General features: G+C 71.6%; 13 protein-coding genes. 5 read left to right on the forward strand and 8 right to left on the reverse strand.

All coding sequences use genetic code 11. The annotated features are described in order from the left end of the window. The first annotated feature begins 54 nt into the window (after nt 1-54). A complete protein-coding gene (locus AB0M11_RS22355; RefSeq protein WP_365708072.1) occupies nt 55-1854 on the forward strand; it encodes a phosphatidylglycerol lysyltransferase domain-containing protein in 1800 nt (599 codons plus the stop codon). A gap of 117 nt (nt 1855-1971) precedes the next feature. On the opposite strand, the gene AB0M11_RS22360 is transcribed toward AB0M11_RS22355, so the two are convergent. The 4 genes from AB0M11_RS22360 to AB0M11_RS22375 form a co-directional block, all read right to left on the reverse strand. Continuing rightward, a complete protein-coding gene (locus AB0M11_RS22360) occupies nt 1972-3426 on the reverse strand; it encodes a HAMP domain-containing sensor histidine kinase (RefSeq protein ID WP_365708074.1) in 1455 nt (484 codons plus the stop codon). Beyond that, on the reverse strand, nt 3427-4182 hold the full coding sequence (locus tag AB0M11_RS22365; RefSeq protein WP_365708076.1) for a response regulator transcription factor: 756 nt from the start codon (nt 4180-4182) through the stop codon (nt 3427-3429). Nucleotides 4183-4773: 591 nt separating this feature from the next. Beyond that, nucleotides 4774-5370, reverse strand: coding sequence for an FMN reductase (locus AB0M11_RS22370; protein WP_365708078.1), 597 nt, complete (start codon nt 5368-5370; stop codon nt 4774-4776). Beyond that, nucleotides 5367-6512 (reverse strand): LLM class flavin-dependent oxidoreductase, encoded by a 1146-nt coding sequence (locus AB0M11_RS22375; protein ID WP_365708080.1) that lies wholly within the window; start codon nt 6510-6512, stop codon nt 5367-5369. The genes AB0M11_RS22370 and AB0M11_RS22375 overlap by 4 nt, the downstream gene beginning before the upstream one ends. Before the next feature lie 193 nt (nt 6513-6705). Here AB0M11_RS22375 and AB0M11_RS22380 point away from each other — a divergent pair, with 193 nt between their 5' ends. Beyond that, nucleotides 6706-7563, forward strand: a complete 858-nt coding sequence (locus AB0M11_RS22380) for an alpha/beta fold hydrolase (RefSeq protein ID WP_365708082.1) — start codon at nt 6706-6708, stop codon at nt 7561-7563. Nucleotides 7564-7699: 136 nt separating this feature from the next. On the opposite strand, the gene AB0M11_RS22385 is transcribed toward AB0M11_RS22380, so the two are convergent. Beyond that, entirely contained in the window at nt 7700-8176 is a 477-nt protein-coding gene (locus AB0M11_RS22385) for a hypothetical protein (protein ID WP_365708084.1), read from the reverse strand. A gap of 152 nt (nt 8177-8328) precedes the next feature. Here AB0M11_RS22385 and AB0M11_RS22390 point away from each other — a divergent pair, with 152 nt between their 5' ends. The 3 genes from AB0M11_RS22390 to AB0M11_RS22400 all read left to right on the forward strand — a co-directional run bounded on the left by AB0M11_RS22390 (nt 8329) and on the right by AB0M11_RS22400 (nt 9689). Beyond that, a complete protein-coding gene (locus AB0M11_RS22390; protein ID WP_234544523.1) occupies nt 8329-8661 on the forward strand; it encodes a YnfA family protein in 333 nt (110 codons plus the stop codon). A 102-nt stretch (nt 8662-8763) separates the two neighbouring features. Then, on the forward strand, nt 8764-9522 hold the full coding sequence (locus AB0M11_RS22395; RefSeq protein ID WP_365708086.1) for an SDR family NAD(P)-dependent oxidoreductase: 759 nt from the start codon (nt 8764-8766) through the stop codon (nt 9520-9522). After that, the gene (locus AB0M11_RS22400; protein WP_365708088.1) at nt 9522-9689 is read left to right on the forward strand and encodes a hypothetical protein; all 168 of its coding nucleotides are present in this window, start codon (nt 9522-9524) and stop codon (nt 9687-9689) included. Before AB0M11_RS22395 ends, AB0M11_RS22400 begins: the two co-directional genes overlap by 1 nt. Before the next feature lie 58 nt (nt 9690-9747). Here the strand turns inward: AB0M11_RS22400 and AB0M11_RS22405 are convergent, their stop codons facing one another. Genes AB0M11_RS22405 through AB0M11_RS22415 form a run of 3 tightly spaced genes read right to left on the reverse strand, consistent with a single transcriptional unit; the run spans nt 9748 to nt 13637 of the window. Continuing rightward, complete coding sequence (locus tag AB0M11_RS22405) at nt 9748-12369, reverse strand: FtsX-like permease family protein (protein ID WP_365708090.1); 2622 nt, start codon at nt 12367-12369, stop codon at nt 9748-9750. Then, nucleotides 12366-13130, reverse strand: a complete 765-nt coding sequence (locus tag AB0M11_RS22410; RefSeq protein WP_365708102.1) for an ABC transporter ATP-binding protein — start codon at nt 13128-13130, stop codon at nt 12366-12368. Before AB0M11_RS22410 ends, AB0M11_RS22405 begins: the two co-directional genes overlap by 4 nt. A gap of 33 nt (nt 13131-13163) precedes the next feature. Further along, nucleotides 13164-13637, reverse strand: coding sequence for a hypothetical protein (locus tag AB0M11_RS22415; protein WP_365708092.1), 474 nt, complete (start codon nt 13635-13637; stop codon nt 13164-13166). Nucleotides 13638-13747 lie beyond the last annotated feature (110 nt).

The following is a 13747-nucleotide window of genomic DNA, read 5'->3' on the forward strand; positions in this document are numbered from 1 at the left end:
TGTAGGGTCAGCCCTTCGTCAACCCGCTCCCCGTCCCCAAGGTGACCGGTCCCCATGCCCGCACAGCTGTCGACCCTGATCCCGCCGCGCGTGTCCGCCGCCCTGCGCGCCCCCACCGGCGCCTCCGGCGGCGCGCTGCGCAGGCGGGCCGCCGACTTCACCGTCTGGTACCTGCGCGTGATCGCCGTACTGAACATAGTGGCGGTGATGTCGCTCCCGTTCCGCCAGGAGGTCGACGAGCACAACAACGGCCGCATCACCCTGCACCTCCATCGGCAGCACGCGCACCACTCCGGCCAGTTCTTCACCCCGTACCTGGCCACGGCGGGCCTGGTGTCGGCCGCCCTCGCCATCTTCTTCGTGCTGGTGATGCGCCGCCGCAAGCGCGCGGCCTGGGTGGTCAACCTGCTGCTGTCCGCCCCGCTGTTCGTCCTCTACGTCCTCGCCCTCACCCAGCACGAGTACCGCGCCCACGCCTTCAACTGGGTCTCCGCCGCCGTCACCGGCCTCTTCGTGGCCGCGCTGCTGATCAGCCGCCGGGAGTTCATCGCGGTCGGCGACCCGTCGAACCCGAAGACCGCGCTGGCGGTGGCGGCCGGCGGCGTCCTGGTCACCGGCGGCCTGGGCACCCTCCTCGTGCACGCCACGAACAAGCTGCCCGGCGCCACCCTCCCCGACGAGATCGCCTACACCCTCCTGCGGGGCGTCAGCGTCGGTCCGCTCGCCGACCACGTCACCGCGGTCCACGCGCCCCGCTGGACCGACATCATCATCAACCTCCTCCTCGCGGCCGCGTTCTGCCTGGTCCTCTATGCCGGCTTCCGCTCCCCGCGCGGCCGCCGCCTGCTCAGCCCCGAGGACGAGTCCCGGCTGCGCGGCCTGCTGGACAAGCACGGCGCCCGCGACTCCCTCGGCTACTTCGCGCTGCGCCGCGACAAGATGGCGATCTTCTCCCCGACCGGCAAGTCGGCGGTCACCTACCGCGTCGTCGGCGGCGTCAGCCTCGCCTCGGGCGACCCGATCGGCGACCCGGAGGCCTGGCCGGGCGCGATCGACGCGTGGCTGACGGAGGCGCGGCAACACGCCTGGACGCCGGCCGTCATGGGCGCGAGCGAGGAGGCGGGCACCGTCTACGCCCGGCACGGCCTGGACGCGCTGGAACTGGGCGACGAGGCGATCGTCGACATCGCCGACTTCACCCTGGAGGGCCGCGCGATGCGTGTCGTCCGCCAGGCCCACAACCGGGTCCGCCGCGCCGGTTACACGGTGCGCATCCGGCGCCACGAGGACATCCCGGCCGACGAGATGGCCCTGCTCATGGAACGCGCCGACCACTGGCGCGACGGCGCCACCGAACGCGGCTTCTCCATGGCCCTCGGCCGCCTCGGCGACCCGGCGGACGGCCGCTGCGTGATGCTGGAGTGCCGGGACGCGAACGACACCCCCCGCGCCCTCCTCAGCTTCGTCCCCTGGGGCGAGCAGGGCCTCTCCCTGGACCTGATGCGCCGCGACCGCGACTCGGAGAACGGCCTGATGGAGTTCATGGTCGTGGAACTCCTCCTGCGGGCAGCCGAGTTGGACGTCAAGCGCGTCTCGCTCAACTTCGCGATGTTCCGCTCCGTCTTCGAACGCGGCTCCCGCCTCGGCGCCGGGCCGGTCCTGCGCCTCTGGCACACCACCCTCACGTTCTTCTCCCGCTGGTGGCAGATCGAGTCCCTCTACCGCGCGAACGCCAAGTACCGCCCGGTCTGGGAACCCCGCTACATCCTCTTCACCAAGACCAGCGACCTCCCCCGCATCGGCCTGGCGAGCGCTCGGGCGGAAGGGTTCCTCACGGTGCCCTGGGGGTCGTGACACACGGCATCGGTCACCCAGGGGCCACAGAGAAAGGTGCGCCCCGGTCTCAGTCTTCGCCGTGCCGTCCCTGGAACACACGGTCGGCCGGGGCGCCGGTCGCTCTCCGACCGGCGCTCAGACGCGGGGTGCGGCTCCCGGGAAGCTTCCGCCCACCGTGAACCCGATCACCGCGCCGCCGCCCTCCCTGCGGAAGGCGAAGGGGGCGCCGCCGTGGGCCATGGCGACCTCGCGGACGATGGAGAGGCCGAGGCCGGAGCCGGGCAGGGAGCGGGCGTCGGCGGCGCGGTAGAAGCGGTCGAAGATGCGGATCAGGTCGCCCTCGGCGATGCCGGGGCCCCGGTCGAGGACCTCGACGCGGACCGTGCCCGGCCGGGCGGGGCCGGTGACGCTGATCTCGATGGCCGCCTTGCCGTCCCGGTCGAACTTGGCCGCGTTCTCGACGAGGTTGGAGATGGCCCGCTGGAGCATTCCCGGGCGGCCGTCGGTGGTCGTGTCACCGGCGACGCGCAGGACGATCTCCCGGCCGGTACGGCGCCGGGCCAGCCCCGCCACGTCCTCCGCAATGTCGGCCAGGTCCACGTGCTGCGGCGGCTCGGTGTCGGACTGCCCGGCCGCGAGGTCGACCAGCTCGTTGACCAGGTCGGTCAGCTCACGCGCCTCCTGCCCGAGATCTGCGACGAGTTCGTCCCGGGTCGCGGGCGGGAGTTCGTCGATCCGGCGGAGCAGCGAGATGTTCGTCCGCAGCGAGGTCAGCGGGGTGCGCAGCTCGTGGCCCGCGTCCTGGACCAGGCGCCGCTGGTCCTCCTCCGACTGCGCGAGGCGGCCCAGCATCCGGTCGAAGGCGCGGCCCAGCCGGCCCACCTCGTCCAGTCCGGTCACCGGGACCTGGATGCCGAGCTGCCGGGTCCGGGCCACGTCCTCCGCCGCCGAGGTCAGGATCACCAACCGGCGGGTGATCCGCCTCGCCAGCCACCAGCCGAACAGCCCGGCGGCCACCACCACGGCGGCCATCAGCAGCAGCGTCCGCTGCTGGAGCGCGTTGAGCAGGTCCTCGGTGTCGCTGAACTCCTGCGCCACCTGCACCGCGCCCCGGCCGCCGCCGAGCGCCACCGTGGCGATCCGGAACAGGTCCTCGCCGGCCTGGACGTCCTTGTGCTGGACCGTCCTCCCGGCCTGCGCGGCGGTGGCGGCCGCCCGGTCCGCCGCGGTGACCGGGAGCACCGGGCTGCCGCGGTCGACGATCTGGCCCTGCCCGCCGAGCACCTGCACGTCGGTGCGCGCGGGCCGGACCAGATCATGGCCGGGCTGGGAGGAGGAGAAGTCCTCCGGGACCATCCTGTGCTGCTTGACCTCGTCCTGGACGTCGGAGACGACCTGCGTGAACACCGACTGCTGGTCGACGCGGACCAGCCGGGCGGCGGCGTTGTACGACAGGATGCCGACGACGATCGTGACGACGGCCGTGACCGCCGCGAACGAGACGACGAAGGTGGTGCGCAGCGAGACCAGGCCCGGCCGGCGCCGGGCGAGCACCCGGGTGAGCCGTTCCCTCCGCCGCAGAGGGCCCACTCAGTCCTCCCGCAGCACGTATCCCACGCCCCGGACGGTGTGGATCAGCTGCGGGGCGCCGGGCTCGTCGAGCTTGCGGCGGAGGTAGCCGACGTAGACGGCGAGGTTCTTGGAACCGGGGCCGAAGTCGTAGCCCCAGATGCGGTCGTAGATGGTGGAGTGGTCGAGGACGATGCCGGCGTTGCGGGCGAGCAGCTCCAGCAGTTCGAACTCGGTACGGGTCAGCTCCAGCTCGCGCTTGCCGCGCCAGGCCCGGCGGGCCTGGAGGTCCATCCGCAGGCCGGCCGCCTCGACCTGCCGGTCGGAGATCTGCGGCTCCCGGCCGGGCTCGGCGGCGGTGGGGGCGGCGGCCGTGGCGCCGGTGGGGGCGCCGGCGCCCGTGGGGACGGGCAGGGTGCGGCGCAGCAGCGCCCGGAGCCGGGCGAAGACCTCTTCGACGTCGAAGGGCTTGACGACGTAGTCGTCGGCGCCGGCGTCCAGGCCGGCGATCCGGTCGGCGGTCTCGACCAGCGCGGTCAGCATGAGGATCGGGGTGCGGTCGCCCTCCGCGCGCAGGACGCGGCAGACCTGGAGGCCGTCGATGCCGGGCATCATCACGTCGAGGAGGAGGACGTCGGGGCTGGTGCGGTGGGCTTGCGCCAGGGCTTCCACACCGTCCGCGACCGCCGTCACCTCATAACCCTCCAGGGTGAGGGCACGCTCCAGGGCGTGGCGGATGGCGCGGTCGTCTTCGGCGAGCAGCACAGTCTGGGGCACGACCCCAGTCTGCCAAGGCCTCCGGCGGTTCTGCCGTGGTGAGCGGGCCTACGATCACCCTTTTTACCTGCCTCTCACCGTCACAGAGGCAACCGGGAACGGGGCCGGATGACGTGCGCCGGACGCAATCGGACGGGGGCGCTCTGATCTGATCTCGGGCGCGGGTGAGCGGTTGGGGTGAGGGCGCTCTGATCTGATCTCGGGCGCGGGTGAGTGGGCGGGGTGGGGGCGGTGCGGCGGAGTGTGGGGTGCGGGTGAGCGGTTGGGGCGGGGGCGCTCTGATCTGATCTTGGGTGCGGGTGAGCGGTTGGGGCGGGGGCGCTCTGATCTGATCTCGGGCGCGGGTGAGTGGGGGGGTGGGGGCGGTGCGGCGGAGTGTCGGGGGCGGGTGAGCGGGGGCTGAGCGCGCAGTTCCCCGCGCCCCTTACGGGGCGCTGTGGCCGACGCCTCTTTCCAGCCGCGGGCAGTCGTGCCGCTGGGGCGGCACGGGTGGGCGCGGGGGGTGCCCTGCCCGCGCCGGTAAGCGTCCCCACCACCTGCGCGGGCGGTGCCCGGTGAACGTCGGTGCGTGTGCCCCCCGCCCCGCTCACCTCAGCTCGCGGACAGCCTTGCGAGTTGGTCCGCGAACGGGATCACCGGGAGCTCTTCCGGTTCGGGGCGGCCCGCCGCGGCCAGCCCCGTCATCAGCGCCGCCAGCTCCTTCGCCGCCCGCTCGATCCGCCCTTCCAGGCCCTCCGCGCCCCAGTCCTCCGACGCCGCGTACACGCCCGTCGGCACGACCACCGCCCGCAGGTACGCGAACATCGGCCGCAGCGCGTGCTCCAGCACCAGCGAGTGCCGGGCCGTACCCCCGGTCGCCGCGATCAGCACCGGTTTGCCCGCCAGCGCGTCCTTGTCGAGCACGTCGAAGAACGACTTGAACAGCCCGCTGTAGGACGCCGTGAACACCGGCGTGACCACGATCAGGCCGTCCGCGCCGGTCACCGCCTCCTGGGCCCCCGCGAGCCTGCGCCCGGGGAACCCGTTGGTGAAGTTGTGCGCGATCTCGACCGCGAGGTCGCGCAGCTCCACGACCTCCAGCTCCACCTCGGCCGCGACCTGCCGCCCCACGGCGGCCGCCAGCCGGTCCGCCAGCAGCCTCGTGGACGACGGCACGCTCAGCCCCGCCGAGACGACGACGAGCTTCATGCCCCGACCTCCTTCTTGCCCGTGTCGACGGCGGCCTTCCCGGCCTCCTCGGCCTCCTCGGCCTTCTTCTGCTCCGCGGCGGCCAGCAGCGACGCGTGCGTCGGCGCCTCCGGGACGTCCGCCGGGCGGCCCTTCGCGAACTCCTCGCGCAGCACCGGCACGACCTCCTCGCCGAGCATGTCCAGCTGCTCCAGGACCGTCTTCAGCGGCAGCCCCGCGTGGTCCATCAGGAACAACTGGCGCTGGTAGTCGCCCGCGTACTCGCGGAAGGCCAGCGTCTTCTCGATCACCTGCTGCGGCGAGCCCACCGTCAGCGGGGTCTGGTCGGTGAAGTCCTCCAGCGACGGCCCGTGCCCGTAGACCGGCGCGTTGTCGAAGTACGGCCGGAACTCCCGCACCGCGTCCTGGGAGTTCTTCCGCATGAACACCTGGCCGCCGAGGCCGACGATCGCCTGCTCGGGCGTGCCGTGCCCGTAGTGCGCGTACCGCTTCCGGTAGAACTCGACCATCCGCTTGGTGTGGTCGGCGGGCCAGAAGATGTTGTTGTGGAAGAAGCCGTCACCGTAGTAGGCGGCCTGCTCCGCTATCTCGGGCGAGCGGATCGAGCCGTGCCAGACGAACGGCGGGACGTCGTCCATCGGCCGCGGGGTGGAGGTGAAGCCCTGCAGCGGTGTGCGGAACTTGCCCTCCCAGTCGACGACGTCCTCGCGCCACAGCCGGCGCAGCAGGGCGTAGTTCTCGATGGCGAGGTTGATGCCCTCGCGGATGTCCTGCCCGAACCAGGGGTAGACCGGCCCGGTGTTGCCGCGGCCCATCATCAGGTCCACCCGGCCGTCGGCCAGGTGCTGGAGCATCGCGAAGTCCTCGGCGATCTTCACCGGGTCGTTGGTGGTGATGAGGGTGGTGGAGGTGGAGAGGATCAGCTTCTCCGTCCGCGCGGCGACATAGCCGAGCATGGTGGTCGGCGACGACGGCACGAACGGCGGGTTGTGGTGCTCGCCGGTCGCGAAGACGTCCAGGCCGACCTCCTCGGCCTTCAGCGCGATCGCGACCATCGCCTTGATGCGCTCCCGCTCGCTCGGCGTACGCCCCGTGGTGGGGTCCGGCGTGACGTCGCCGACCGTGAAGATCCCGAACTGCATGCTCGCTCACCCTCCAGGTTGTTTACGATTCAACTATACCCGCAGAACGAGACCTGACCGCCACCTATTCCCCGGCCTCCGTGGGCACCGCTCTTCATCCGGACGGCCCACCCGCGAGGCCACGCCGACGGGCGTCCCGGACGCTGGAATCCCGGGCGTCGCCGACGCCTCGCACCGAAGGAACCGGACCAGCATGCGAATACCGCGCGCATCCCGCCGCACCGTGCACGCCGCCCGCTGGGGCGCGGCACTCCTGGCCCTGTCGGGGACCACCGCCGTCCTCGCCCCCACGACGGCACAGGCCGGTGGCCCGAGCGGAGATCCCGGCCGGCAGCAGCCCACCATCGTCCTCGTGCACGGCGCCTTCGCCGACGCGTCGAGCTGGAACGGCGTCGTGCAGCGGCTCCAGCGGAACGGCTACACGGTGGACGCCCCGGCCAACCCGCTCCGCGGTGTCGCCCAGGACTCGGCCTACCTGGCGAGTTACCTGAAGTCGATCAGCGGGCCGATCATCCTGGTCGGCCACTCCTACGGCGGCGAGGTGATCTCCCAGGCCGCCGTCGGAAACGCCAACGTCAAGGCGCTCGTGTACATCAACGCGATCATGCCGGCCGCGGGAGAGTCGCAGGCCGTGCTCGCCGCCAGGTTCGCCCCCGCCCCGCTCACCAAGGCGCTCAGGCAGGTGCCCTTCCGCAACGCCGACGGCACCACCGGCACCGACGTCTACATCCAGCCGGACCAGTTGCGCCAGGTCTTCGCCGCGGACCTGCCCGCCGCCCAGACCGCGGTCATGGCGGCCACCCAGCGTCCGATCGCCATGTCGGCCTTCGCGGACAAGCTCACCGGCGCCGCCTGGCGGGACAAGCCGGTGTACGCCCTCATCGGCAGGCAGGACCGGGCGATCAACCCGAGCCTGGAGAGGTTCGAGGCGAAGCGGGCCAACGCCCGCAAGACGGTGGAGATCGACTCCTCGCACGTCTCCCTCGTCTCCCACTCCCAGGCGGTGAAGGACCTGATCGTCAACGCCGCCGAGGACTACATGTGGAAGTAGGGCACCGCGCCCCCGCCTCCCCTACGACCACGACCGCTCGAAGGGCCGGCGAACAGGCCGGCCCCGGACGGACACCAGGCCCGGACGGACACCAGCCCCGGACGGACACCGGAGACCCCTCACCGCCCGGCCCCGGTCAGAACGCGTACGGATCGCCCGTCGCCAGCACCAGCACCCGCTGCTCGTCGTTCGTACGGTCCTGGTCCACCGCGCCACCGCCCCACGCCACGTCCACCCTGAGCGTCACCTCCGCCGGCCGCTCCCGCAGCCGTACCGGAACCACCAGCTGCTCGCCGGGCACCTCGACGGGCAGCGACCCGGTGTCGCACACCACCTCCCGGTCACCGGTGCGCGCACACCCGCCCGGCAGCCGCTGCGTGTCCGCCAGCGCCGCCGAGGACGTCACCCGCAGGCCGGCACCGGTCACGGCGTCCGGCCCGTGGTTGCGCGGGTTCACCCGGACCTCCACCAGGTCCCCGCTCAGCACGGCGGACCCGTGCACCTCCAGATCCGCGGTCCCGGTCCCGGCCCAGGCACTGCCACCGCCGCCCACGACCAGCACACCCACCGCCACCGCACCGGCCACCACCGGCACACCACGACGCATCGCCATGCCACCCGTCCCGTCCGACTCCGGCGTCCGTACACCCGCTCGTACACCTGCTCGTACGGATGTATGCCACCCCGCCCCCGCCACAGGCGCCCCCCATCAGGTGACACCCCCGGGCATCAGGTGACACCCCCGGGCCGTGACACGCTGCACGCATGCTGATCCTCCGCTCCGCCGCCCTCTTCGTCGTCGCCGCGTTCTTCGAGATCGGCGGCGCCTGGCTGGTCTGGCAGGGCGTGCGCGAGCACCGCGGGTGGCTCTGGGTGGCCGGCGGCATCCTCTCCCTCGGCGCCTACGGGTTCGTCGCCACCTTCCAGCCCGACGCCCATTTCGGCCGCATCCTCGCCGCGTACGGCGGCATCTTCGTCGCCGGCTCGATCCTCTGGGGCGTCGTCGCGGACGGCTACCGTCCGGACCGCTGGGACCTCACGGGAGCGGCGGTCTGCCTGGCCGGCATGGCCCTGATCATGTGGGCGCCGAGAAACTGACCCGAGGTGCGCGCCCCGCGGCCGCCGACCCGCCGCAGCCGCCCCCGCCTATCCTTGCGACAGACAGGCCCGCACCCGAACCCCGCCGAGGAGCACATCCCCATGGCCCCCTCCCCCATAGCGGTAGTCACCGGCGCCAGCAGCGGCATCGGCGCCGCCACCGCCCGCAAGCTCGCCGAGGCCGGTTACCGCGTCGTCCTGACCGCCCGCCGGGAGGACCGTATCGAGGCTCTGGCCAAGGAGCTCGACGCCGCGGGCCACCAGGCCACCGCCTACCCCCTCGACGTGACGGACCGCGCGGCCGTGGACGAGTTCGCGACGGCCTTCAGGACGGTCGCCGTCCTCGTCAACAACGCCGGCGGAGCCCTCGGCGCCGACCCGGTGGCCACCGGCGACCCGGCCGACTGGCGCACGATGTACGAGACGAACGTCATCGGCACCCTGAACCTCACCCAGGCCCTGCTGCCCAAGCTGGAGGCGAGCGGCGACGGCACGGTGGTCGTGGTCTCCTCCACCGCGGGCCACGCCACCTACGAGGGCGGCGCCGGCTATGTCGCCGCCAAGCACGGCGCCCACGTCCTCGCCGAGACCCTCCGTCTGGAGATCGTCGGCAGGCCGGTCCGGGTCATCGAGATCGCACCCGGCATGGTCAAGACGGACGAGTTCGCGCTGACCCGCTTCGGCGGTGACGAGGAGAAGGCGGCCAAGGTCTACCAGGGCGTCGCGGAACCCCTGACCGCGGACGACGTGGCCGACGCCATCACCTGGACGGTGACCCGCCCCAGCCACGTCAACATCGACCTCCTGGTCGTCCGTCCCCGCGCCCAGGCCTCCAACACCAAGGTCCACCGGGAGCTGTGATGCCGGACGACGACGCCGCGAAGGCCCTGGAGGCGGAGCTGGAGAAGTCCCGCCTGGCCCGGGAGACGAAGAACGAACGCCAGGTCTGGTACTTCCTCGGCTACTTCCTCTTCGGCATCCACATCATCGCCTTCGTCATGATCTACGCGGTCCGGCACGCGAAGTAGCTCACACGTCACTGTCTTCTCTCCGGGTTCTCCGTCCGAGGCCGCTCGGCCGACGGTTTCATTCGGTGCTGCTCAGCGCGGTCATCGGGGTGACACGGGTGGCACGGCGGGCGGGCAGGAGTCCGGCGAGGGCGGTGAGGATCGTCAGGACGGAGAAGACCACCAGCAGTTGTCCTCCGGGCAGCCGCAGGGGTGCCTCGGTGAGGACGATGCGGACGAGCAACCAGGCGTAGGGAATGCCGAGGGCCAGGCCGAGGACGCCGCCGAGGACTCCGTACAGGCCGGCTTCCATGGTGATGGTCCGGCGCAGCGCGCCGCGGCTGAGTCCCAGAGCACGCAGCAGTGCGAACTCGCCGGTACGTTCGATCGCGGTCAGGCTGGTGGTGGCGGTGACGCCGACGACGGCGATGAGAACGGTCAGGGCGAGGAGCCCCAGTGCGATCGTGCCCGTCATCTGGATCGTGTTGCGGTCGTGGTCCCGGGCTTCCGCCAGGACGCTGATGGTGACGTCGTCCCGATGGGGGAATTGTTCACGGACCAGGGCTTCCAGTACCCGTTGCGCCTTGCCGCGGCCGGCGAGGCCCTGAGTGGCTGCGTCGGCGAAGATGCCCGTCGCCCACCCGGAGGCGCCCATCCGGTCGAGGTCGGCGGGTGCGACCAGGATGTCTGCCATGCCAGGGCCGTCACCGGGCAGCGTGGCGGCGACGGTGAGCTTGATGCTGCCGCGGCGACGGGGGTCGCCCCGTTCGAGTGAACTCGGGAGTGAGGAAGGGAGGGTGATGGCGTCGCCCGCCTTGACACCGAAGAGGTCGGCCACCTCGGAGGCGACGACCGCGCTGCCCGGGCGCAGGTTCCCGAGGGAGCCGGTGACGGTGTCGATGGACCTGCCGGTCGGCAGGGCGTGCGGATCCAGGTCCGAGACCTCGATCTCTTTGGCCGCCCCCTTGGGGCCGATGACGACCTGGACGCTGCGGTAGCGGGTGACGTGGGCCAGGTGGGGGGATGCGACGAACTGCCGTACCGCGCGGTCGTCCAGGCCCTTGCTGCCGGCCTCGACCCGGAAGTCGGCGGGCGAGTCGACGGCGGCAGTGCGTTCCAGATGGCTGTCGAGGCCGTCGATGCTGACGAGGGCGCCGGAGACCAGGGCGACACCGAGGGCGACGACGACGGAGACGGATGCGGCACGGCGGGGCGTGCCTCCGACGCCGCTGACGGCCAGTCCGCCGGTGCTGCCCAGCAGGCGCAGCGGCCATCCGGCCACGGTCAGCACGGGGCGGACCAGGAGCGGGCCCAGGGCGATGAGCGCCAGAAAGGCGAAGCCCGCCGAGGCGACGGTGACCATCATGGCGTTCTCGCGGTCGTAATTCATCTGCCCCGGCTGGGGCAGATCGCGGAGTTGCACCACGGCGAGCCCCGTGGACGCAATGGCGAGGAGGATTCCGGCGGCGAGCCGGGTGCGGTTGATGCCGCGCTCGCCCGTGACGGTGCCGGCGGCGCGCAGTGCCTGGAGCGGTGACACGCCGGCCGCGGACAGGGCGGGTGCCAGGACCGCGCAGACCGTCACCAGCATGGCTCCCGCGACCACCAGCACGGCACTCAGTACGGGGAAGCCTGGTGCCGACAGCTCCTGTCCCGCGAGGATGCGGGAGGCCGACGGGGCGAGGTGTCCGGCGGCCAGCGCCATCAGCACACCCAGCGAGCCCGAGACCGCGCCCACCAGGGCGCCCTCTACGACGAGAGCGGTGACCAGCCGGCCCTGCGGGGCACCGATGGCGCGCAGAAGCGCCAACTGCCGAAGTCGCTGCGCGAAGACGATGCGGAAGGCCGAAGTGGCGACCATGGCCGCGGCCGCCACGGCCACGGTCAGGAACACGGAGATGACCTGGAAGAGCTCACGGACGTCGCCGTTCAGGGCCTCGCGTGCTTCCTGGGCCCGCACGGTGCTGCCGGACTTGAGCGACGCGGCGGAGGGCGCAACGTCGAGTACGCGGCGCACCTGCTCGGACAGCTCGCCCGCCGGGACACCGTCCTTGGCGCGAATCTCCACGCGCTGGAAGCCCGGCTGATCCGCGAGGGGCGCGACAAACGCGTCAGTGGTGTAACCGCCGGCCTGCTGCTCGGCGGTCGCGGTGCTCTTCACCACACCGGTGACGGTGACGGTGACCTCGACGGTCTTGTCCCCGTCCTTGCGGTCGGCGATCTTCAGGCTCGTGCGGGCACCGGGGGCGAGCTCCAGTTCTTCGGCCGCCCTGTTGTTGACGGCGATCTCGCCGATGCGGTCGGGATAGGTTCCCTTGACGAGCCGGACCTCGGACAACGGCCCGGTGCCGGGGTCGGAGTGCAGTTCCAGCCAGTGCTCGGACGGACCGGCGAGCGGCGCGCCGGTCTCCACACGGCCGACGGCCTCGGCGACACCGGGCAACGTGCGGATCTTTTTCAGCGTGGTACCGCTGATGGCCGCGGAATCCCCGCTGGGGGTCACGACCAGGCTTGCGGCTTCGGGTGTGCCGCGGAAGTGGTCGACGGTGGTGTTCGTGGTGATCTGCTGGGCCATGACCGTGGCGAACACCACGAAGGCGGCCACCACGACCGACATCCCGGTCGTCACCAGTCGGCCGGGCCGCCGGAGCAGCTCGGCCAGTTGCGATCCCAGGACGCTCGCGCGCCAGGAGGGGTTCATCCGGCCCTCCCCACGGTGCCCAGTGCCAGGGTGACATCGGAGCCGGACGCCGTGTCGACGTCGTCGACGATGCGTCCGTCGGCGAGGACGAGCACGCGGTCGGCGTAGGCGGCGGCGCGTGGGTCGTGCGTCACCATGACCACGGTCTGGCCGAGGTCGCGCACGGAGCGGCGCAGGAAGTCGAGTACCTCCGTGCCCGAGCGCGAGTCCAGATTGCCGGTGGGTTCATCGGCGAAGACCACGGCGGGCCGGGCCACCAGGGCCCGGGCCAGCGCCACGCGTTGCTGCTGGCCGCCGGAGAGTTCGCCCGGCCGATGGGACATCCGGTTGCCGATGCCGAGCACGCCGATGAGGTGGTCGAGCAGATCGCGGTCCAGGCGCCGGCCGGACATGGTGAGAGGCAGCGCGATGTTCTCGAGAGCCGTCAGCTGCGGCAGCAGGTTGAACGACTGGAACACGAAACCGACCTTGTCCCGCCGCACCCGGGTCAGCGCCCGATCGGACAGACCGTTCAACTGCGTGCCGTCCAGAACCATCTGGCCCGACGTGGCCGCGTCGAGGCCGGCCAGGCAGTGCATCAACGTCGACTTGCCCGAGCCCGACGGGCCCGAGACAGCCGTGAAACGCGCTCGGGCAAAACCGACTGTCACTCCGTCCAGGGCCCTGACTTGCGTCTCTCCCTGGTGGTAGGTCTTCACCAGATCCACGGCCGAGGCGATGTACTCACCAGCTGCTGCGGCATTTCCCGTTCCCTGCGTCATGGCCATGAGTTGAATTCCCTTTTACGCAGGGTGTCAGGAGGAAATCGAAGGGAACGAAAGCTTGACGTTGGCGTCTGCGCAGTGGCCGTTGGCCTGGTCCTGCAGATGCCGCACTTCCTTGGCCGAGGGCGTGCCCTCGCCCCTCGCGTTCTGGGCCGCAAGCCCTTCGTAGTTCGAGATGCTGGCGCCGAGGTACCCGTCCTTGAGCTGATACCTGCGCTGCTGCGCACTCTTCTCCCACTTGTCGACGGCCGCCTTGTCGCTGGGGATGTCCCGCGTGGAGTCGACGAGTTGCTGCGCCAGGACGCAGTCGGCCCTGGACGCCTGGCTGGGCGCGGTGTGCCCGTGCCACCAGTATCCGGCCGCGGCCACGGTCACCGCGGAAAACGCCAGCGCAACAGCGCCGAAAACAATTGCCTTGGTCTTTCGCGGGCGGGCAACGGCAGTCATCACAGCCTCCGAGAATTTTCTTCCGACGTTGTTTGTCGACCGTTCGTCGATCAACACGGTTGATTCTCGGGATCTGGGCGGCCCGGCACATCGGTTCTGCGCCTGATCTCCGCGCCGCGGACCTGCGACCGGGAGGGGAGGGCGGGGCTACGACCGCGGTCGTAGTC

The organism is Streptomyces sp. NPDC051987, from assembly GCF_040680735.1.
Lineage (GTDB): Bacteria > Actinomycetota > Actinomycetes > Streptomycetales > Streptomycetaceae > Streptomyces.